Here is a 20857-nt window from a genome sequence, read left to right on the forward strand (position 1 = left end):
CCCTCATTCTCCTGTGTCGGCGGGCAGCACCAGCTCCACCCTGAAAATATCGTCGACGCGCGCCGCATGCACGCTCGCGTCGATCCCATACTCCGCCAGCAGGCGCGCGCGCACATTGGCCAGGCCGACGCCGCCGCCCGCGGCCGCATTGGCCGCAGCGGCGCCATCCGGATCGACGTCGTTCTCCACCCGCAGCCTGAGCCGCGAACCGGCCCGTTCGACGTGCACCCGCACCACACCCCCATCGAGCAGCTGGCCGATGCCGTGCTTGACCGCGTTCTCGACCAGCGGCTGCAGGATCATCGGCGGCAGCAGGCAAGCCTCGGCCTCCCGGTCCACGTGGCGCTCGACGCCCAGGCGCGGTCCGAAGCGCACCTGCTCGATCGCCACGAAACGCCCGACCAGCGCCACCTCCTGGGCCACGGTCACCTTGCGGTGCGCCTCCAGTCCCAGCGTATGGCGGAAAAACTCCGCCAGCTCCAAGCTCATGTCGCGCGCCGCGCCGGCGTCGATCGCGGTCAGCGCGCTGATCGAATTGAGGCTGTTGAACAGGAAATGCGGATCGACCTGGGTGCGCAGCATGCGCAGTTCGGCGTCCTGGGCCAGGAGCCTGAGTTCGAGCTCGCGCCGCTCGAGGCCGCGCGCGCGCTCGAACTCCAGCGCCAGGTAGTGGGCGCACGCCGTCATCCCGTACAGCAGCACGCCGACGCCGAACATCACCGCCATCAACGGCCGCGACATCGTCACGCCGTCGTCGGCCGGCGCCAGCCACTGCCACCAGGCGGCCCAGCCGGACGCCGCGGCGCACCACAGCAGGGCCGCGCACACGGCGGTGAGGAAGAACACGCCCAGCACCGCCGGCGTCGACTTGCGCGCCAGCGGATAGGCGCGGCACAGGTAATACGCCGAGAAGCCGCACACGGCGGCGTAGACCAGCACCAGCGGCAGCGCGAACAGGAGACTGGGCGCCAGGCCGGCGCCGCCGGTGGCGGACAGCAGCCCGGCCAGCATCAGCCCCAGCATCAGCCAGGCCGCCAGGTACAGCGCGGCGCCGCGCCGCGCCCAGAATCCGCCGCCCATCAGTTGCGGATTTCCACGCCACCCATGATCGCGTAGCCGCGGATGACCAGCCGCTTGGCGTCGTCCGGCGGCGCGATGGTCTTTTCCTCGAAGCCGCCCAGGATCGGCGTGCCGTGCAATACGACGGCCCAGTCGGGCGGGCACTTGATGGTCACGCCGCCCCAGAACGCGAACACGTTGATCACCGCCTCGCCCTGGATCGACGCGCCGCGCATATCGAGTTCGCAGCCGCCCATCACCGCGGTGATCTCGCCGCCCCGGAAGTTCCGGGTCGTGACGCGGCGCTCGTAGCCGCCCAGGATGGCGGTGATGTCCAGCACCTCGCCGGCGCCCGCGGGCGCCCCGTCGGTCATCGCTATCCCGTGTTCCAGCGCGCGCTTGCCGCGCACCGCCTTCGCCACCAGCAAGGCGCCGAAGCCGATCAGGACCAGCGGCCAGATGGTGCGCCAGCTGAAGTCGATGATGTCCATCCGGTCCAGCATCAGGAGGATGCCCACGCCGACCAGCCCGGCCCCGAGCAGCGTGCCGCCCTGGGTGCGGGTGTCGCACAGCTTGACGGCGCCGACGATGACGAACAACATCGGCCAGAACGAAAACGCGCGGTGCATGTCGACGAAGCCCAGGTTATCGAGCAGGAACAGCAACCCCATCCCGATCACGAGCAGGCCGAGCACGACCTGGCTCGTCACGCCTTTGGCATGCGGATCATTTTTCATGGCGGTTCCTCTGGTTGTTGGCGAAGCGGCGCGCGATGAATGGATCCAGCACCAGCTTGACGCCCCACATCAGGATGAACAGCGGCCAGCTGTTGCGAAAGGTCAGGCCGAAGGCGTTCTCCAGCACCGCGAACAGCCACAGGCCGGTGAACACGGTCCACAAGCCGCTGCTGAACTCCTTCGGGCTCGGGTAGCCGATGGTCTGGCCGATGCCGACCACGACCAGCAGCAAGGGGGCGTAATGCCAGTAGTCCTGGGCATCGATATAGTGCAGGCGGTCGAGCAGCACCACCGCGCCCACCACGATCAGGAGCAGGCCCCACAGCACCTGCTTGCGCCAGCGATAGGCGTCTTCAGTATCCATTGCGTCACTCCTCTCGTTATCGAACTGGATACACGATAACAAGCGGGAAGGCAATCGCGAAAGCGCTATTCGGCGAATGGCGGGTGGAAGGCGGCGAATGGCGAGCGCGCGCGGCGCGCGGCGGCGAATGAAGAGGATCGGGGACGATGGACGTAAAAAAGCCCGCCTCGCGGGCGGGCCGCAGGCGGGCCAAATAAGGCGTACGACGTGGATCAGGCGGCCGTCTGCGCCTGCTCGCGCTGGGCCTGGCCTTTCGGCTGGTTGCGGTACTTGGCGCGGGCTTCGGCCTGGCGTACCGCTTCGCGCGCCACGTTGGCGCGCTTGATCTCGAGGCGTTCTTTCTTGCCGCGGTGCTGGGCGATGTGTTTGCTGCCGATCTTGCTGGTCATGGATGTCTCCTGTGGTTGGGCTGGGCGCCGCGTCCTCGCGGGACGTCGGCGCGGAAAAAGTGACATTCAGGAGCGGTTGGTGGCCAACTTGAGGTCGGCCGGCATCAGCATGCCCCAGCCAAGCTGGCGCCGGATTTCTTCCGGGGTCGGCGGCGGTTTCGGGTCGCGCGAGCGACGTTCGAGATAGGCGCGCACCAGGTGCTTGGGTGGATGCTTGACATCGTACATGGCAACCTCCGCTTCCGTTACGGGCCGCGCCTGCACCAGCGGCGGCGCGGCCCTGAAATTGGTGCCGATCCTCGAGGCGACCGGCTAACCTGTTGAGGTTTCGGATGGCAGCGAATCGAATCGCGCGTTCCTCACTCAGACAGGTGCATCTTATCGAAACCGCAGCCATTGCACCGTTAGGTGACGCACACTGTGCGCGTCAATACGGCCGAGCAGGCCAGGTGTCATGCGCGCGGCGGGACCGTCACGCACGAAAAAAAAAGGGAAGCCGAAGCTTCCCTTTTACCGTGCCCTGCCCGATCAGAACTTGTAGCGCAGGTTCAGGTAGTACTGGCGACCGCTGACATCCAGCTTCTGCTGCTCTTCTTCGCTGTAGCGATACTGGGCGCGCTTGGCATTGGTCAGGTTGGTCGCGCTGAACGCGAGTTCCAGGTTCTTGGTGAAGTAGTAGTTGGCGGAGAACGCCAGCGTGGTCACCGCGTCGGCATAGGTCGGCGCGGTCGGCATCGCGATGCCGTTGATCACCGAGAGACCCTGGCTGTTGGCGGTCGGCGACGGCGCGGTGGTGCTGTTCACGTACTCGCCACGGTAGTTCGCCACCAGGCGCGTCGACAGCTTGTCGTCTTCGTAGTACAGGCCGACGTTGCCGGTCCATTCGGATGCGCCCACCATAGGACGGCCGTCGTCGACCTTGGTCTTGGCGCGGCTGACGTTGGAGGTGAAGCCGAAATTGGTCTTGCCGAACGGCTGCTCGTACTGCAGCTCGATGCCGTTGATCTTGGCGCCCTGCTGCGAGGCCGTGTTGATGAAGAAGGTCTTCACGGTCTGGTCGCGCGGATCGAGCAGGTCGACGGTGGCGCTGCCGACCGCGCCGGTCTTCGGATAGCCGTCGATCGACGAGTGGAACACGCTCACCGCCACGATCGAACGCGGCGCGAAATACCACGACCACGACAGGTCGACGTTGTCCGAGGTTTGCGGTTCCATGTCCGGGTTCGGACCGGTCACGCGGCAGCCGTTGGCGTCGCAGCCCGGCGTGCCGAAGCCGCTGCCCAGCAGGTTGTAGTTCTGGCGGCCGATGGTGCGGCTGACGCCGAAGCGCGCCAGCATGTCGTTGCCCATGTCGTAGCGCAGGTTCATGCTCGGCAGCCAGTTGTCGAAGGTGCGCTTGGTCGGCGTCTTGTAGTACAGGATGCCGGCATTCGGATTGAACGGCACGCCGTCGAAGTAGGCGGTGGCGTCGCCGGCATCGGTGATCGCGCCCGGATAGGCGGCGCAGGTGATCGCCGGCTGGCCCGGCTCCACGCGCTGGCAGGCGCCGGACGGGATCGGGGTGGCGATGTTCGCCTTGACCTCGGTGCGGGTGAAGCGCACGCCGACGTCGCCCGACCAGCGCTCGCCTTCCAGGTTGGCCATCACGTAGGCCGCGCTCTGGCGCTCCTGCATGTCGATCTCGGAGTTCACGCGGCGTTCCCAGGCGTCGCTGGTGACCTTGGTATTGCTGGCGATGTAGTCCTTGATGCCTTCCGGGGTGTAGGTGAAGCCGGTGTTGTCCCAGCCGGCCGGGCCGTCGAGGTCCTTGCCGAAGTCGCCCGGGAATGCCTGCCAGCCGGTGAGCGGCGTCGGCGTGTTGGAGATCACGCGGCCGGTGACCGGGTCGAGCGTGATGCCGTTGCGGAAGGCGGGGCCGCGGCGGCCGCTGGTGCGCTTGTGATCGGCGAAGCGCACGCCGCTTGCCAGCGACTGCAGGAAACCGCGGTCGACGCGGTATTCGGCGTCGAACTGCGCGCTCCACTCCTTGTCGACGGTCTTGACGCCCGACGCGGCGCGGTCGACGATGGTGTAGCCGCTGCCGTCCGCGTTCAGGCCGGGCTGGTTGCTGCCGGCGTTATGGTACTGCACGAACGGCGCGTCGTGCAGGTCGCCCAGCGCGTACGAGATGCCGGTGCCGTAGCGCGCCAGGGTCAGGCCCTGGTCGAGCCGGGTCTGGCCGACGCCGCGGGTGGTCGACAGCAGGGTCTTGACGGTGAGGTCGTCGTTGACGCGGTACTTCGCGTCGAGGTCGAGGAAGGAGCTCTCGGCCTTGGCGCCGTCGCGGTAGAAGCCCTCCGAGTTGCCCACGTACTGGGGGCTGGTGCCGTCGGCGAAGACGATGTCGGCGGCCTTCAGCACCTTCAGCGGGTGGCCGTAGACGGTGGTTTCGTCGACGATGACCGGGTTGCGGATCTGGGCGAAGACCTGCTGGCCGTTGTGGCTGGTGTTGACGGCGGCGGCGGTGGTGCCGCCCAGCGGCGCGTTCTTACCGAGCAGCATGGAGTAGATGGCGCTCGACGTCAGGCGGCCGTGGTTGTTGGCCTCCATCGCGGAGTGGAAACCGGTCATGGTGACGTCGAGGTCGCGGTTCGGCTTGAACTGCAGCGACAGCATGCCGCCCTTGCGGTCACGCACGCCTTCCACGAATTCCGAGCTCATCGAACCCGGGAGGCGCACGCCGTTCAGGTCCGCCGCGGTATAGCCGGTGCCGGCCAGCGATTCGTCGGTGATGCCCTTCATGGTGCTGGTGTTGATCACGTCCCAGCCGCTGTTGGTGCCGTAGGCGAAGCGCGACACCGAGTCGCGCCGCACATGGCGTTTTTCCGCGAACAGCGCGGCCAGCACGCCGAAGGTGCCCGCCTCGTTCTTCCAGGTGACCGAACCGTTCATGTCCGGCGCGTAGCGGCCCGGCAGGTCGGCGTAGCTGGCGCCGACGCTGACCACGCCCGAGAAGCGCTCTTTCTGCGCCAGCGGCTTGCGGGTGCTGACATTGATGGTGCCGGCCAGGCCGCCGTCGACGATGTTCGCCTGCGAGGTCTTGTACACGACCGCCTGCTGCAGCACGTGCGACGGCATCAGCGACAGGCTGGTCGAACGCGAGCTCGAGGCCTGGTCGGCGACGTACCAGTCGGCGCTGCTGACCGCATGGCCATTGAAGATGATCAGCGACATGTCCGGATTGGTGCCGCGCATCGACACCTTTTCCGCTTCGTCGTAGTCGGTGCGCACCGCCACGCCCGCCAGGCGCTGCAGGGAGTCCGCCAGGTTCTTGTCCGGCATCTTGCCCACGTCTTCGGCCGTGATCACCTCGACGTTGGCCGAAGCGTCCCGCTTGACCGACAGGGACTTGGCCAGCGAGGCACGGATGCCCGTCACTTCCACGGTCTGCATCGGCACCGGCGCTGCGGCTTCCTGGGCCATGGCCGGCAGGGCTGCGAGGCTCCAGACTGCCATCGATACGGCCGCTGCGAGCGGCTTCTGCTTGAACATGCTCTCTCTCCTGGGAATAGTGCTATCGTTATTACTTAAGGCAGGCTGAAGGCTGCCATGCTCGGAGTATTCATGTTCATTTCACCGGTGAATAATCACTTGTGTTCGCTTCTATATAACTTGAAGGAATGTACATAAATGGCGCCCTTCCCGGGGTTATGGCTGGGCGAAGAAATTTCATTACCCAAGCCGGGCGCACCAGATTAGCTTGACGTTTTTCCCCCACATTGATGAACGCCATGCGCCTTGCCTGCCTGCTGCTTGCCAGCGCCGTCCTGACCGGGTGCGCGACCGCACCCGCCACCAAACCCATCCCGGGCGCGCCGCCGCCGCCCACGCCCCTGGCGGCGCTGCTGCAAAAGCAGGTCTACCAGATGACGCCGTTCGAGGCCGGCCAGTACATCGCCCACATGCAGGGCGCCGAGCCGGACCTGCGCAAGCGCATCGCCGCGATCGGCCGCCAGAACATCGGCCAGCCCTACTCGCTGCACCTGCTGGGGGAATTCCCCTACGAGATCCACGACAGCCTGCCTCTGTACAGCCTGGCGCAAAGCGATTGCGTGGTGTTCGCCGAGCACACCTATGCGATGGCCTTGTCCGGCTCGTGGGAAGAGTTCTTCTGGATGCTGCAGCGGATCCGTTACCGCGACGGCGTGATCGGCGTGGCCACGCGCAACCACTACACCGAGATGGACTGGAACGTGGCCAACGGGTGGCTGGTGACCGATGTCAGCGGCGAGCTGGCCGGAGCGGGCGGCCCGTGGTACGACATGAAGGTCGACCGCGCGCGCTTCCTGGCCACCCGCCACAACACGGTGCGCGACATCCCGGTCGAGACCAGCCGCCAGGCCTACGTGCCGAAGGAACAGGTGGCGGCCATCGCCAGCCAGTTGCAGGAAGGCGATTTCGTGAACGTGATCTCGACCCGCGACGGCGAGTACTGGGCCTCGCACGTGGGCCTGGTGGTGCTGGGACCGAACGGCGAGCGCCACTTCCTGCATTCGTCCGAACCGCAGGTGCGCGAGGAAACGTTCGCATCGTATATCGGGCGCACGCTCGAACGCCAGGAACGCAATGCGCGCGCGGGCAAGCGCGGCCAGGCGCTGGCCGGCTTCAAGTTCCTGCGCCTGAACGAACGGATCACGGCGCCGCCGATGGCGCCGCAGCCGCGTCCGGGGCGTCCCGCGGCCTGAGGCCCGACCTGACAGCGTCGCCAGCGTTCCGGCCTGCCGGGTCGGGACGCTTTGTTGTTTCCGCCATTCCCGTCGGCCTTCGCCGATCCCGCCCTTGCCTGAATACGCCAGATTAAATAAATAGTCGCTGGAAATTATTATTCAAGGCCATTTCTTATATTCACTTCTCGGCCTCAACTTCTCTGTTCACGCATTATATCCCTGACCGCTGTTGAGTGACCTCAAGCCTACCATTCAATCGCAGACAGATAATAAGCTTATATACACAAAACCAATCGGCAAAGCCCCATTCAACACAGCACGTTATTCAAAACGACTGGTCGTGCAGTAAACCACTATTTTGATTGCAGCAGCATGTCGTTCTCTTTCAGCGAGAAGCCGATTGCCATGTCAATTCAACGCCACACCCTGTCTCACCAGTTTTGCGCAAGAATCGTCTCCATGCATCGCACTGCGAAGGCCGCCCTGGCCATCGCGGTCGACCTGGTCGCGCTTCCCGTGTGTTTTTTAATCGCAATGATATTGCGCGGTGGCGATTTACAGCTTGCAAAACAATTTAGCCCCGGCTCTTATTTACTGGTGGCGGTGCTGACGATAGCGGCTTTCTGGCTATCCGATTTATACCGGGCCGTCATCCGCTTTATCGACCATCGCCTGCTCACCCTCACCGGCCTGGCATTGGGCATTGCCGTATTATGCGCCTATCTCACTTTGGTATTCCTCAATGAGGCGAGATTTCCGCGCAGCGCGCTGGCAATATATTGGTTCATCGCTTTTTCTTATGTCGTCATGTCGCGTATCGGTGTGCGCAAGCTGCTGCGCAGCAAGCGCGGTCCCTGCGCCGGCAAGGCGCTGGCTGTCGCCATCTACGGCGCCGGCGAGGCCGGCGCCCGGCTGGCCCAGACCATGCGCGACGGCGACGAATACCGCCCCCTGTGCTTCTTCGACGACAAGCACGCGCTGAACGAGCGCACCGTGGCCGGCCTGCGCGTGTTTCATACTTCACGACTGGTCGAGCTCGGCGCCGCGCTCGGCATCCGCACCATCGTCATCGCCCTTCCCGCCGCCGCGCCCGAGCGCCTGCGCGAGTTGATGCAACGCCTGGGCCAGGCCGGCGTGCCCACCAAGATCCTTACCCGGCTGGTCGACCTGGCCGACGACAAGGCCAGCGACAAGTCGGTCCTGCGCGACGCCATCCGCGAAATCAAGTTCGAAGACCTGCTCGGCCGGCCGCCGGTTCCGCCGCGGCTCGACCTGTTCGCGCGCTGCGTGCGCGGCAAGGGGGTGCTGGTGACGGGCGCCGGCGGTTCCATCGGCAGCGAGCTGTGTCGCCAGATCGTCACCCTGAGCCCGGCGCGCCTGCACCTGATCGACCATTCCGAATACGCGCTGTACACCATCCGGCAAGAGCTGGCGGCGCGCTTTCCCGACCTGCCCATCCACGCCCACCTGGGCTCGGTCTGCAATGCCGACCTGGTCGAGCGCGTGCTGGCCGCCGGCGGCATCGACACCATCTACCATGCCGCCGCCTACAAGCACGTGCCCCTGGTCGAGACCAATATCGTCGAAGGGCTGCGCAACAATGTGCTGGGGGCCCAGATCATCGCCGCCGGCGCGGCGCACCACGGCGTCCAGACCTGCGTGCTGATCTCCAGCGACAAGGCGGTGCGGCCGACCAATATCATGGGCGCCAGCAAGCGCATCGCCGAGCTGATCTTCCAGGCCGCCGCCGCCCGCGCCGCCGGTGGATACGCACCTGGCGACGGCGCAGGCACTGGCGCCGCCAATGGCCCGGCCCATGCGACAGGCAACCGGACGGGCACGACCTTCTGCATGGTCCGCTTCGGCAATGTGCTGGGCTCCTCGGGGTCGGTGATTCCCCTGTTCCAGCGCCAGATCACGCGCGGCGGGCCGGTGACGATCACCCATCCCGAGGTGTCGCGCTACTTCATGCTCATCCCCGAGGCGGCCCAGCTGGTGATCCAGGCCGGCGCCATGGCCAAGGGCGGCGACGTGTTCGTGCTCGACATGGGCGAACCGGTGCGCATCCTCGACCTGGCGCGCACCATGATCGCCATGCACGGCCTCACCGAGCGCACGCCCCAGCAGCCGCGCGGCGACATCGAGATCCAGTTCATCGGCCTGTTCCCGGGCGAAAAACTGCACGAAGAACTGCTCACCGACGGCACCGTCTTCCCGAGCGAGCACCCGCGCATCATGCGCATGAAAGAAAGCGCGCTGCGGCCCAATGTGCTCGAGACCTGCATCACCTGTCTCATGATGGCCTGCGAGACCCACGAGCGCGGCCCCATCGAGTCGATGGTCAAGGCCATCGTGTCCGAATACCTGCCATCGACGCCGGCGCCGTTGCCGCAGGCTCCCGCCGAAGAGCCCGCGCCTGCCGGCCTGATCCGCAGGTTCGTGCCGTTCCGCATCTAGGGCCGGCCAGCGCCGCCAATCCACGCCGCCGCCATCGTTGCCGTCCTATCCGCTGTCATACCCGCTGTCATACCGTCACTGTCGAGGAAACCCATGCGAGACGAGAACCAATCAATCCACCTGGAACAGCTGCTGGCCCGGCTGCGCGACCGCCATGCCGTGATCGGCATCATCGGCCTCGGCTACAGGGTGTTGAGATAGCCTTTCAGGTCGACCGTGGATTCTTCTGGTAACGGTTCGGGCGGGCGTGGGTCGAACGGCACCGACAGCACCGGCGGGCTGTGCGAGACCTGTTTCAGCGAATGCGCCTCATGCGGGCTGGTCATGGCGAGACTCCTCGGGACAGCGGTGGCAGCTGCTCAGGGACGATTCGTGACGCCGACGGCATTCGTCAACGCGCCAGGGAACAGCAGGCTCAGGTGGCGATTCCAGTTCGCCAGCGGCGAGGCGGCGACGTAGACGACGTCCTTGGGCCGCAGCTCGAAGGTCTCGGCCATCGCCAGCGCGCCGGAGTCGCGCGCGTCGAGCCGGAACACGCGCGTGCGGTCTGGCGCCTTGCGCACCACGTACACCTGGCGCGCATCGCCGCTCAGGGGGCTGATGCCGCCGGTCTCGCCCAGCGCTTCGTTGAGCGTGAGCCGGCCGTCGTGCATGGTGAGCGCCTTCGGCGAGATCACCTCGCCCGACACGAACACCTTGCTCTCCTCGCGCGAATGCACGCGCACGACGTCGCCATGGGCCAGCAGGATGGCGCCCGGATTGACGCCCTTCTGCACCAGTTCGCGCAGGTTGACGTGGTAGCGGTCGTCGCCACGCTCGATCACGATGCGGCTCTGGTCGGCCGCCGGCTGCATGCCGCCGGCGCGGTTCAGCGCCTCGACCAGCGTCATCGGGATGTCGTCGATCGCCTGCAGGCCGGGCGTGCGCACCTCGCCGTCGACGTACACGCGGCGGCTGCGGTAGGCCTGCACGCGCAGGGTGACGTTCGGATTGGCGATATAGCGCGCGAGCTTGCCGGTGAGCAGGGCGCGCGCTTCTTCCTCGGTCTTGCCGTCGATGCTGAGCAGGCCGATCAGGGGGAACTGGATGCGCCCCTGGTGGTCGACGACGAAGCCGGGCGGCGTCGCGTTCGGCTGGACGACGCCGCTGTCGGCCGCCGAGGTGGCCATGGTCATGCCGCCGGCGGCCAGCTCGGGGTGGTCCCAGACCACGATCGACAGGATGTCGCCGCGCCCGATGGTGTAAGGCGGCGGCCGGGACACGAACAGCGGTGTGAGGTCTTGCCGGGCGACGCTGGCCTGCGCCGCGCGCTCTTGCTCGATCAGGGTTTCGGTGATCAGCTCGGTGGTGGGCGCCGACGCATTGCCGGGACCGCCGGAGCGCGCCGCGTCGCCGAACCCGATCCCGGTCGCACAGGCCGACAGGGCAAGACATAGCGCAAGCAGCAGCGCGATAGTGAACGCGGATACCGGCGCGCGAGGCGACTGCGGTCCACACCGTAGAACCCGCAACAAATCCCTTATTGCAACTGAACGAAGCCAAGCCATGATTGTTGCCTATCAAAAATAGTCGCAGTAGGTGAACGATTCAGTTCAGAGTACGGCGTCCATCGGGCTTGGCTTTGCAGCGCATCAAATGGCGAACGGCGGCGTCAGGTCGGGTGCGATGGGCAACTGCGTGGCGGGCTTCGCACAGGGTTCAGCGCATCTCTTCGATCAGCTTGAGCCCATCGGCGAAGCGCCAGATGCGGCGGATCTCGATGATGTCGAATTGTGCGGCGACATTCGGCGGAAACGCGGAATAGCGGGCATTCAGGCGCACGAAGCGGCGCACCGCGTCGTCCATGTCGGCCCGCCCGCTCGAGCGGATGATGGTGACGTCGTCGATGCTGCCGTCGCTGCGCAGCGACACGCTGACCAGGGGGTCGATGCGCACGTCGTGCAGCGACAGGCGCGCGCCTCCCAGCACCGCGTTGCGCTCCAGCTTCTGGCGCACGCTGTCGACATAGAGGCGCAGCGGCGCGTCACGCTCGCCGCCGTCGGCCAGCACCCGGCGCCCGCCCATGGCGCGCTCGGCCGGCGTGGCGGGCGCATTCACGTTGGGGATGGTCACGCCGCGCAGCAGCTCACGCGCGCGATTGCCGGGCAAGCCGGCCAGCGATCCGGCGCCGGGCTGGCTGCCGCCGCCGCTGCCGGCGCCACGCCCCGCGCCCTGCCCCGGCCCGACGGGCATCGATTCCATGGCCGCCGCGCCCGCGCCGGGAGCGGGCGCCTGTGCCTGCATCCGCTGCGCCGCCGCCTGGCGCGCCGCGTCTTCCGCCTGCTGGCGGGCCAGGCGTTCGGCCTCGGCGCGCGCCCGCTGCTCCGCTTGCTGTTGCGCTTGCTGTTGCGCTTGCTGCTCCGCCTGCTGTTGCGCCAACTGGCGTGCGCGCTCCTGCTCCTGTTGCTGTATCTGCGCCTGGCGCAGCGCGTCTTCTTCGGCGCGCTGGCGCGCCAGCGCCTGTTCTTGCATCCGCTCTTGCAGCGCCTGCTCGGCGGCCTGCTGCGCCAGCCGCTGCTCGGCCTGCTCGCGCGCGGCCTGTTCCCGGGCCTGCAAACGCTCGGTCTCGCGCAGTTGCGCGATCCGGGCTTCGTCGTCGGCCACACGGCGTTCCTGCTCGCGCCGCTCCTGTTCCAGCCGCTCCTGTTCGACCCTTTCCTGCGCCAGGCGCTCGGCGGCGTCACGCTCGGCCTGGGCCAGCCGTTCCAGCTCCTGCTGCTCTGCCGACAGGCGCCGGCGTTCTTCCTCGGCCTCCTGCGCAACGAGATCCGGACCCGGGTCGGGCAAGTCGGCCGGTTCCGCCGGCGCTTCTTGTACGACCGCGTCGGCCAGCGCCGGCGCATCGAGCGCCGGTTCAGGGACGACGTCCGGCAAGGGCACGGGAACGGTGAATTCCGATTCCGGATCCGGGGCGGCCACGATCACCGGAGGCGGCACCTCGCGCAGCCTGCGCTTCGGCGCGGGCGGCTTGGAACGCTTCGGCCGCCGGGCCTGGGCCGGTGGACGCGCCTCGGCCTGGACGATCGGCGGCGGCGGCGGCGGCGGTGGGTCGACCAGACGCAGGCCGCGCGCCGGCGCCGGGGCCGGCGGTGGCGCAGGCGTCGTGGGTGGCGCAAGCGGCGCCGGCGTTTCAGGCAATGGGGGAATCGGCGCGGTCGCCGGCGGCGCTGCCGGGGAAGGCGCCAGGGTGACGTTGATCGGTCCCCCGCCGCCAAAGTCGAGGCCGGGAACACCGAACTGCAGCGACAACAACAGGCCGTGCAGCACGACCGACATGACAATGCCCACGCCCAGGCGCCGGTCACTGCGTGCCTGGTCGTATCCGCGCCTGCCAGCGGTCGCTTTGGTCATGTCATCGCTTGAGCAACATTGTCAAGCTGGCATCTTAGCGTTTACTCAGCAGTAACGCGAGACGCGCACGATTCAAATCCGCCCTGTGGCGAAAATGCGCATGCTCAGCGCTTCGCCCTGGTGAACGTATACGTTTCGCCGTGTGCCAGGTACACCACTTCCTGTTCGAGTCCCGCGGCCTTCACCTCGCGCGCGAAGTCCTCGAGCGGCGACTTGAAGACGTCATAGTCGTTATAGTGGATCGGGATGGTCTTTTTGGGGCGCACCACCTGCATCATGCGCACGCCGTCCTTGCCGTCCATGGTGACCTTGACGACGCCCAGGATACGCGTGCCGCCCAGGTGCAGCAAGGCCAGGTCGATGCCGGGAAAGCGTTCCGGCACGGTCTTGATGTCGTCGATCACCAGCGTATCGCCACTGATGTACATGCGGTAGTCCGGCGCCGCCGGATCGGCCCCGAAGTCGAGCACCGAGCCCATCACCTTGGGCAGCAGCGCGGCCACGCCGGCCGGTCCGTGGCGGCCGGGCGTAGCCGTCACCCGCAGGCGCGCCTCGCCTTTCGAGACGTCCAGCCGGTCCCAGGGACTCAGTCCGGTCACGCGGGTGAATCCCAGTTTCTGGAGACTGGCCGCGGCCTGGCGGGTGCTGACGATGGGCACCGCGCGATTCAGGCGTTTCTGCACCAGCTGGTCGAAGTGGTCGCCGTGAAAATGCGACAGCACCACCAGGTCAATGGGTGGGAGATCGTCGAAAGCGATCGCCGGATTCGTCTTCCGTTCAGAGGTCAAGCCATAGCCCAAGTGCACGTGGTCGCCCTTGTGCAAAAAATTGGGGTCGGTCAGGATGGTGAAACCCTGGTAGCGGATCAGCACGGTCGCCGTGCCGATGAACTGCACGCTGCCCTGCGCCGCGTCGATCGCGCCCTCGCCTGCCGCAAGCTCCAGCGTCGATACCTGCCCCTGCTGTCGGGTGTCCGGCGCCTGGGCCTGGGCGCCGGCGGCGAGGCCGCACAGTGCGGTCAGGAAGATGGTGGTGAACAGCGGGCGGGGCAAGCGCATGAAGGATCTCCGGGTGGCTGCGAACCAGCCGGTCCGCCTGCCTTCAAGCTAACACGAAGGCCCGGGCGGCGCCGCTCACTTGCTCGATGTGCCAGGCAGCGCGCCGACCAGCGCCCGCAGCCCGGCTTGCGCCTGGGCCCAGGGCGTGCCGGCCAGCTGCTCCGTGCAGCTGGGGCAGGCCTGCATCGGATCGCAGTCGTGCGCCAGTTCGATGTAGTGCAGGCCGACCACGGTCTTGCCCTGGTAGCTGTCGACCCGGCCCGGCTTCGCGGACGGGGCCTGGCCGCCGGGCGCGCCGTCGAGCCACTTGGCGAACGGCTCGGTGGCCACGCCGTCCGGCACGTACCAGCGTTTGCGGGTCGGGTTCCAACGGGCGCCGAGCGCCTTGGCGGCGTCCTTTTCGGCATAGGGGACGGTGAGGAAAACCATGAACGAACGTGCTCCGGAATCGATGTCAGTGCGGCCCGCTATTCTACAGCGACCATGCCCGGGCCGCGGCTGTCGCGCCTTCACTTTTCCTGGCGCCGCCGGGCCCACGCGGCGTCGCTTTCGCGCTGCTCGCGGCGGTCCTTGCGCCAGGTGTACACCAGGTTGACGAGCGCCCCCAGCAAGCCGGTCAGGATCCCGACCAGGATGCCCAGGTCCGCCAGCGTCAGCGGCGTGGCCTGGGCGGCGCCGAGAAGGCGCAGGTAAGTATCAATGATCATCGTGTCCCCCGTGCTTCGCCCTGAAGCGGCGCATGGGAACCGTGATCGTCCCTGAGCCACGTCAACGCGGTGAATGAAAGTTTAGGAAAACTATACCACATCAGTAAATAAAAACTATACTCTTGCGTATAGTTTTCCTATACCATGGCGATATGGATCTCCAAACGATGATTGCAGGCTGGGTGAGGGAAGCGCGCACCGCCGCCGGCCTGTCCGGCACGGCGCTCGGCGCGCGGCTGGCGCTCGAACTCGGCACCGAGCGCGGCAACACCAAGGCCAATATCTCGCACTGGGAAAACGAAAAGCACAGCCCGAACCTGAAGCAGCTGCTCGCCATTTCGCGGGTCACCGGCCGCAGCCTGCCGCCGGAAATCCTGGCGCCCATGTCGGGCGCGCCCGCGACCGACGCGCCGCCCCACGGTGGGGTGAGCAATGCCCTGCGGGTCGTGGCGGCCGAAGGCGACGACGACGGCTTCGTGCAGATCCCGATGGTCAAGCTGCGGCTGTCGGCCGGCATCACCGGCTACCAGACCGAGCCCGAACGGCGCGACGGCGGCACGCTCGGCATGCGCCGCACCTGGATCGAGCGCAACCAGTACAACCCGTCGCACCTGATCGCCATCTACGTCAAGGGCGAGAGCATGGAGCCCTCGCTGTACGCGGGCGACATCGTGGTCATCAACACGCTCGATACCAAGCTGGTCGACGGCGCCGTGTACGCCTTCAACTACGAGGGCGAAGCCGTGGTCAAGCGCCTGGCGCGCGATGCCGGCCAGTGGTGGCTCACCTCCGACAACGTCGACGGGCGCAAGTACCACCGCAAGCTGTGCCAGGGCGGCGAATGCATCGTCATCGGGCGCGTGGTGCGCAAGGAAAGCGACCGCATTTGAGACTCACGGGCGGCATCGTCACCGTGCGCGGCGTCCGCATCGCGCTCGTCTTCGCCGACCCCGACTGCCTGCGGCCCGGCGTCGGGGACGCGCTGCTGGCGCGGCTCGGGCCCTGGTTCCCGCGCCTGCCGATCATGCTGGCGGCGCCGCGCGAAAAGCCGTCGCGGGCGTATGCGGCATTCGATACGCGTCAGCTGCTGCCCGAACTCGACCTGGCCGGCATGCTCGAACAGACGATCGACCTCGACCTAGCGCCGCCTGACGACGCCGCGCCGCCGTTCTAGGCAGCTCGTTCGCCGAAGGCGCTCGCGGCCCGCTCCAGTATCCGCCGCAACGCCGGATGGTGCACGCGCCGCTCGACCGTCACCGCATAGATCTGCTCGACGATCGAATCGATCACGCCCACCTGCTCCAGTCCATACTGCGCGCACAGCGCGTCCGCCAGCACGGTCGGCGCCACCATGAAGCCGGCGCCCGCGCCGGCGAAGGAACCGAGCAAGGCGCCGTCGTCGAATTCGCCCACCACGATCGGCCGCAATCCATGCGCCTCGAGCCAGGCCCTGAGCTGGCTGTGCAGGGCCGCGTCCTCGCCCGGCATCAGGAACGGCGCGTCCTTCAGGCGTTGCGGGAAGGGCCCGGCCCAGCGCCGGCAGACCTCGGGATGGGCGACCACCGTCACCGTGCTCGAACCCAGCAGGTGGCTGTGGCCGCGCACCGCGCCGCCGGGCGGCAGGCCCTGGTCCGAGATCAGGAGGTCGAGCCGGTGCGCGCTCAGGTCTTCCATCAGGTCGGCGAAGCGCCCTTCCCTGCACACCAGGTGCATGGCCAGGCCGGCGTCGCGCGCCGGCTGCAGCAGGCGAAAGGCCATCGTCTTGGCGATCACGTCGCACAGGCCGACGCGCAGGGTTTCGGTCTCCGTGAACACGCCGCGCCGCACCGCCTGTTCCAGTTCATTGCCGAGGCTGAAGATCTGGTCGGCATAGCGCAGCACCGTCTTGCCGGCCTCGGTCAGCGCCAACCCACGTCCCTTCTTGCGCAGCAATTCCTCGCCAAGCTGGTCTTCCAGCACCTGCAACTGGGTACTGATCGCCTGTGGAGACACGTGCAATTGCTCCGCGGCGCGCGCGACGCTGCCCGCCGTCGCGACGGCATGAAAATACTGCAGGTGCTTGTAATTGATCATGCAACACCACCAAAAAACAGAATGATTTTGAAAGATTATTCGATTTTACTTTCGTTTTGCAGCGCCGTATATTGATGACTCCCAGTTCTTGTGAAGCGAGGAATACAATGAGAAGTTACCCCACCAACAGCCCGAAAGCCATGTGCCGCCTGCTGGCGCTGGCCATGATCGTCGACGGCCGCATCGCGCCGCAGGAGCTCAAGAGCCTGCACCGCAGCGGCGTGCTCGGGGCGTTGCGGGTGAGCGAAGACACCTTCGACGACACGGCGGGCGAGCTGACCCAGGACCTGCTGGCGACCAGCGCCGACCGCGAGGGCGGCATGGTCGAGATCGCACCCGAGACGATCGACCGCCTGCTCGACGAGGTGCAGGACGAGCTGCTGCGCGCCACGGTCCTGAAAGGCATGCTCGAGATCGTGCGCGCCGACAGCGTGATCGACCACCGCGAGCGCCGGCTGCTGCGCCGTGCGATGCATGCCTGGGCCGAGTCGGGCGTCGAAGCCGCCAGCACGGTGTGACGACAGGGGCGGCGCCTTCGCATGCATACGTTGAAAGACATGCTTGCAATTGAGGCGCCGCCGTTACAAAGCGACACCATTTGCACACATTACCGGAATAGCCCAGCCATACAATGAAGACCTCATATCGCGCGAGGTCCGTCATGTCGAACTATTCCCAGGATCACCAGTACACCCTGACGCCGTCCGAGATGGACTGGGCCTGGCGCCTCGAGCTGCGGCCGGTGCACGACCCGCAGCTCGGCCAGCACTATGGGCGCACCGCCCACTTCGGCACCCATGACCCGTATGCCGGCCAGGACGATATCTTCGTCTTCCACGGCACCAGGGGCATGGCTTACACGGTGCAGAGCGGCAGTTACTTCGACCCGGTCGTCCTGCGCGTGTTCGACGACCTGGGCAAGGAAATCGCCAGCGACGACGGCAGCGGCGCCTACGGCTATGACTACGCCTCCTTCGTCGCCCCCTATACCGGCTGGTACTACATCGACGCCGCCTGGAGCCAGGACTACTACGACACCTACGCCAGCGTGAACGTCTACGAGGACCGGGCGCCGGTCTATCCGATCACCAATACCATCGTCGGCGGCGCCGGCCACGACATGCTGTACGGCACGCGCTCGGACGACATCGTCGACGGCGGCGCCGGCATCGACACCTTCGTGCTCGAGGGCTATCGCGAGGAATACACGGTGAGCGTGAAGAACGGCGCCATCACGGTCACCGACCTGCTGGGCCTCGATGGGACCGACACGCTGCGCAACGTCGAGCGGCTGTCGTTCGAGGGCGGCGACTATATTTCTTACGAGACCATGGGCTTTCCGGCCGAGGCCTATCGCCTGTACCAGGCGGCCTTCGACCGCACGCCGGACAAGGCTGGACTCGGCTACTGGATCGGCCGGATGGGTGACGGGACGAGCCTGCACGCGGTCGCGGACGCCTTCGTCCACTCGGCCGAGTTCGGCAAGCTGGCCGGCGCGGCGGCGACCAATGCCGACATCGTCACCCTGCTCTATGCGAATGTGCTCGACCGTGCGCCCGACGCCGCAGGATTCGCCTACTGGAAGCAGGCGCTGGACAGCAAGACGATCACCGTGGCCGACATGCTGGTGGGCTTCAGCGAAAGCCCCGAAAACCAGGTCAAGGTCGTCGGTTCGCTGCAGGCCGGTTACGAATTCATCGTGAGCTGACGGGGTCCGCCACCCCCGCGCGCAGCGCATGGGCGTCGACGATGGCTTGCGCGCGCAGGATCACGGGCCGGTCGATCATCTTGCCGTCCAGGGCCACCGCGGCGCCGTCGGCGCGCGCCGCCGCCTCCAGCACCCGCCCGGCCCACGCCAGCTCGTGCGCGCCGGGCGTGAAGCAGCGGTTCACGGCGTCCACCTGCTTCGGATGGATGCACAGCTTGGCGCCGAACCCCATCTGGCGCGCATGCCGCGCGTCGTCGGCCAGCCGCTCGGCGTCGTCGAGCGCCGTGCTGACGCCATCGACCGGCGCCGCGAGCCCGGCCAGGCGCGAAGCCAGCACCAGTTGCGAACGGAAGAACAGCAGCTCTTCGCGTTCGCCCGGGATGCCCAGGTCGAGCTGGAAATCGATCGAGCCGAACATCAGGCGCTGCACGCCGCGCGCCGCGGAGATCGCGCGCAGATGGTCGATCCCGGCCGCGCTTTCGATCAGCGGCAGCACCGCCGTGGCCCCGGCCGCGCGCAGGCGCGCGATGTCGCCGGCCTGCTCGGCCTTCGGCAGCACCACGCCGGCCACGCCGGGCATGCGGCACAGGGCCAGGTCGGCGCCGAACCAGTCGGTGTCGGCGCCGTTGATGCGCACCAGCACCGGCTTCTCCGCCGACAGCCAGGCGGCGACGGCCTCGCGCGCAGCCGCCTTGTCGGCGAACGGCACCGCGTCCTCGAGGTCGACGATCACGGCGTCGGCGCCGGCCGCGCACGCCTTGTCGAAGCGCTCCGGGCGGTTGCCGGGCACGAACAGGTAAGACCGGGGCAACGGGGCTGGCGGGTTCATCGCGTCTCCCCGGGCGCGAGGAAGTGGCCGACGACCGGCGTGCGGCCGATGTGCCAGATGCGCTCGAACACGGCGCGCATCTCGTCGTCAGTCGCGGCGGCGCCGAAGCGCGCCAGCCGCAGCGCCTTGTCTTCCAGCTCGCGCCGGCTCAGGGTATTGCCCGGGTCGCCCTTCGGTTCGTCGACCCGCGCCTTCAGCACCCGAGCGTCGGTGGTCGTCACCGTCACCTTGCCGATCCAGCGCGCCGGGTAGGCGCCGTCCACCTCGTCGTCGAGCGCCATCGTCACCTTGTCGCGCAAGGCCACGATGCGCGGGTCGGCGTAGGCCTCGTCGAATTCGTTCAGGCCGGCGCTGCGGAACTGCGCGATCAGGCCCAGCACCGTCCCCATCGAGAATTTCGCCTGGTGGACCGTGCGCGGATCGACCACCGGGCCGAGCACGTCGAGCGCGCCCTGGTGCACGTGGGCCGTCACGGCGGCGATCTGCTCGGGGCGCAGGTCTTCGGCGACGATCACCTGCAGCAGCGCGTCGGCCGCCGGATGCGTGTGGCGGCACGAGGCGTGGAACTTGAACGAGGTTTCGGCCGTCGCCCAGCGCGTGCCCAGGCCATCGGTGAGCCGCGCCGGATCGGCGTCGTGCGACATGCCGGCGGCCATGCCCTGCTTGCCCTCCAGGATCCGGCGCGCCCCGGTGAAGCCCTCGGCCGCCAGATACGCGGCCATCAGGCCGTCGCTCGCGGCCTTGGCGGTGTGCAGCTGCTTCGAATCGGCGGCGTCGCGCAGGAATTCCCACAGTCCGGCCGCTTGCGTGCCGGCCGAACCGAAGGCATCCAGCATGCGCTCGGGCGTCAGGCCCAGCAGGCGGCCGACGGCCGCCGCCGCGGCGACGGTGCCGGCGGTGCCGGTGGTATGAAAGGTCCGGTAGTGCGAGCGGCCGAGGAACTCGCCGACGCGGATGCCGACTTCGTAGCCGGCCACCGCCGCCGTCATCAGTTCGCGTCCGCTGGCGCCGTTCGCCTGGGCCACGGCCAGCACGGCCGGGAACACCACGGTGGCCGGGTGGAACACCGAGCCGTTGTGCACGTCGTCCTGCTCGGCGTAGTGCGAGGACGCGGCATTGACCATCGCCGCGAACAGCGGCGTCGTGGTGCGGCGCGAGATCAGCACTTCGGCGCCGCCGCCGGGGCCGGGCCCCATGGTGCGCGCGAACGATTCGATGCACTGGACCGGCCGGCCGTTCCTGCCGGCCAGCGCCGATCCGAACCAGTCGAGCATCAGGTCTTCGGCGCGCGCCATGACGGTCGGCGGGATGTCTTCGTAGCGCAGCTGGGCGGCAAAGGCGGCAAGCGCCTGGCTTGGGTGGTCGCTCATGTTGTTCCTT

General features: G+C 67.4%; 21 protein-coding genes. 6 read left to right on the forward strand and 15 right to left on the reverse strand.

Annotated elements, in window-relative coordinates:
- Positions 1–3: 3 nt before the first annotated feature.
- The 6 genes from LO55_RS22810 to LO55_RS22825 form a co-directional block, all read right to left on the reverse strand.
- Positions 4–1080 carry a sensor histidine kinase gene (locus tag LO55_RS22810; protein WP_071363224.1) on the reverse strand — a complete coding sequence of 359 codons (1077 nt, stop codon included), beginning with the start codon at positions 1078–1080 and terminating at the stop codon, positions 4–6.
- Positions 1080–1796 carry a LiaI-LiaF-like domain-containing protein gene (locus tag LO55_RS22815; RefSeq protein WP_071363225.1) on the reverse strand — a complete coding sequence of 239 codons (717 nt, stop codon included), beginning with the start codon at positions 1794–1796 and terminating at the stop codon, positions 1080–1082. The genes LO55_RS22810 and LO55_RS22815 overlap by 1 nt, the downstream gene beginning before the upstream one ends.
- The gene (locus tag LO55_RS22820) at positions 1786–2160 is read right to left on the reverse strand and encodes a LiaI-LiaF-like domain-containing protein (RefSeq protein ID WP_005669839.1); all 375 of its coding nucleotides are present in this window, start codon (positions 2158–2160) and stop codon (positions 1786–1788) included. The genes LO55_RS22815 and LO55_RS22820 overlap by 11 nt, the downstream gene beginning before the upstream one ends.
- 212 nt (positions 2161–2372) lie before the next feature.
- Complete coding sequence (locus tag LO55_RS26770; RefSeq protein WP_177185564.1) at positions 2373–2549, reverse strand: hypothetical protein; 177 nt, start codon at positions 2547–2549, stop codon at positions 2373–2375.
- Between the two features lie 66 nt (positions 2550–2615).
- A complete protein-coding gene (locus LO55_RS26775; protein ID WP_177185565.1) occupies positions 2616–2777 on the reverse strand; it encodes a hypothetical protein in 162 nt (53 codons plus the stop codon).
- A gap of 300 nt (positions 2778–3077) precedes the next feature.
- Positions 3078–6080 (reverse strand): TonB-dependent receptor, encoded by a 3003-nt coding sequence (locus LO55_RS22825; RefSeq protein ID WP_071363226.1) that lies wholly within the window; start codon positions 6078–6080, stop codon positions 3078–3080.
- A 230-nt stretch (positions 6081–6310) separates the two neighbouring features.
- Here LO55_RS22825 and LO55_RS22830 point away from each other — a divergent pair, with 230 nt between their 5' ends.
- Both LO55_RS22830 and LO55_RS22835 read left to right on the forward strand, forming a co-directional pair.
- Positions 6311–7273 carry an N-acetylmuramoyl-L-alanine amidase-like domain-containing protein gene (locus LO55_RS22830; RefSeq protein ID WP_071363227.1) on the forward strand — a complete coding sequence of 321 codons (963 nt, stop codon included), beginning with the start codon at positions 6311–6313 and terminating at the stop codon, positions 7271–7273.
- 516 nt (positions 7274–7789) lie between these two features.
- Positions 7790–9712, forward strand: coding sequence for a polysaccharide biosynthesis protein (locus tag LO55_RS22835; protein ID WP_307188263.1), 1923 nt, complete (start codon positions 7790–7792; stop codon positions 9710–9712).
- 182 nt (positions 9713–9894) lie between these two features.
- On the opposite strand, the gene LO55_RS26780 is transcribed toward LO55_RS22835, so the two are convergent.
- From LO55_RS26780 to LO55_RS22860, 6 genes are all read right to left on the reverse strand, one after another.
- On the reverse strand, positions 9895–10038 hold the full coding sequence (locus LO55_RS26780; RefSeq protein ID WP_177185484.1) for a hypothetical protein: 144 nt from the start codon (positions 10036–10038) through the stop codon (positions 9895–9897).
- Between the two features lie 33 nt (positions 10039–10071).
- Positions 10072–11223 (reverse strand): polysaccharide biosynthesis/export family protein, encoded by a 1152-nt coding sequence (locus LO55_RS22840; RefSeq protein ID WP_229410217.1) that lies wholly within the window; start codon positions 11221–11223, stop codon positions 10072–10074.
- 187 nt (positions 11224–11410) lie between these two features.
- Complete coding sequence (gene tolA, locus LO55_RS22845) at positions 11411–13102, reverse strand: cell envelope integrity protein TolA (protein WP_071363229.1); 1692 nt, start codon at positions 13100–13102, stop codon at positions 11411–11413.
- A 104-nt stretch (positions 13103–13206) separates the two neighbouring features.
- A complete protein-coding gene (locus tag LO55_RS22850; protein WP_071363230.1) occupies positions 13207–14160 on the reverse strand; it encodes an MBL fold metallo-hydrolase in 954 nt (317 codons plus the stop codon).
- Between the two features lie 75 nt (positions 14161–14235).
- Complete coding sequence (locus LO55_RS22855; protein WP_071363231.1) at positions 14236–14589, reverse strand: DUF5710 domain-containing protein; 354 nt, start codon at positions 14587–14589, stop codon at positions 14236–14238.
- 80 nt (positions 14590–14669) lie between these two features.
- The gene (locus LO55_RS22860; protein ID WP_005669793.1) at positions 14670–14867 is read right to left on the reverse strand and encodes a phage holin family protein; all 198 of its coding nucleotides are present in this window, start codon (positions 14865–14867) and stop codon (positions 14670–14672) included.
- Between the two features lie 167 nt (positions 14868–15034).
- Here LO55_RS22860 and LO55_RS22865 point away from each other — a divergent pair, with 167 nt between their 5' ends.
- Both LO55_RS22865 and LO55_RS22870 read left to right on the forward strand, forming a co-directional pair.
- The gene (locus LO55_RS22865) at positions 15035–15757 is read left to right on the forward strand and encodes an XRE family transcriptional regulator (protein WP_005669791.1); all 723 of its coding nucleotides are present in this window, start codon (positions 15035–15037) and stop codon (positions 15755–15757) included.
- Positions 15754–16041: a hypothetical protein gene (locus LO55_RS22870; RefSeq protein ID WP_071363232.1), complete on the forward strand. Its 288-nt coding sequence runs from the start codon at positions 15754–15756 to the stop codon at positions 16039–16041. Before LO55_RS22865 ends, LO55_RS22870 begins: the two co-directional genes overlap by 4 nt.
- Here LO55_RS22870 and LO55_RS22875 read toward each other — a convergent pair.
- Positions 16038–16940 carry a LysR family transcriptional regulator gene (locus LO55_RS22875; RefSeq protein WP_071363233.1) on the reverse strand — a complete coding sequence of 301 codons (903 nt, stop codon included), beginning with the start codon at positions 16938–16940 and terminating at the stop codon, positions 16038–16040. The two genes, LO55_RS22870 and LO55_RS22875, sit on opposite strands and share 4 nt — an antisense overlap.
- 107 nt (positions 16941–17047) lie before the next feature.
- On the opposite strand from LO55_RS22875, the gene LO55_RS22880 reads away from it, so the two are divergent.
- Both LO55_RS22880 and LO55_RS22885 read left to right on the forward strand, forming a co-directional pair.
- Positions 17048–17458, forward strand: a complete 411-nt coding sequence (locus tag LO55_RS22880) for a tellurite resistance TerB family protein (RefSeq protein WP_071363234.1) — start codon at positions 17048–17050, stop codon at positions 17456–17458.
- A 143-nt stretch (positions 17459–17601) separates the two neighbouring features.
- Complete coding sequence (locus LO55_RS22885; protein WP_071363235.1) at positions 17602–18648, forward strand: DUF4214 domain-containing protein; 1047 nt, start codon at positions 17602–17604, stop codon at positions 18646–18648.
- Here the strand turns inward: LO55_RS22885 and LO55_RS22890 are convergent.
- Together LO55_RS22890 and LO55_RS22895 are read right to left on the reverse strand one after the other, a co-directional pair.
- A complete protein-coding gene (locus LO55_RS22890) occupies positions 18635–19477 on the reverse strand; it encodes an HpcH/HpaI aldolase/citrate lyase family protein (RefSeq protein ID WP_071363236.1) in 843 nt (280 codons plus the stop codon). The genes LO55_RS22885 and LO55_RS22890 overlap by 14 nt on opposite strands.
- Positions 19474–20847: an MmgE/PrpD family protein gene (locus LO55_RS22895; protein WP_071363237.1), complete on the reverse strand. Its 1374-nt coding sequence runs from the start codon at positions 20845–20847 to the stop codon at positions 19474–19476. Before LO55_RS22895 ends, LO55_RS22890 begins: the two co-directional genes overlap by 4 nt.
- Positions 20848–20857 lie beyond the last annotated feature (10 nt).

Source organism: Massilia timonae, from assembly GCF_001866515.1.
In the GTDB taxonomy this organism is placed as follows: Bacteria; Pseudomonadota; Gammaproteobacteria; order Burkholderiales; family Burkholderiaceae_D; genus Telluria; species Telluria timonae.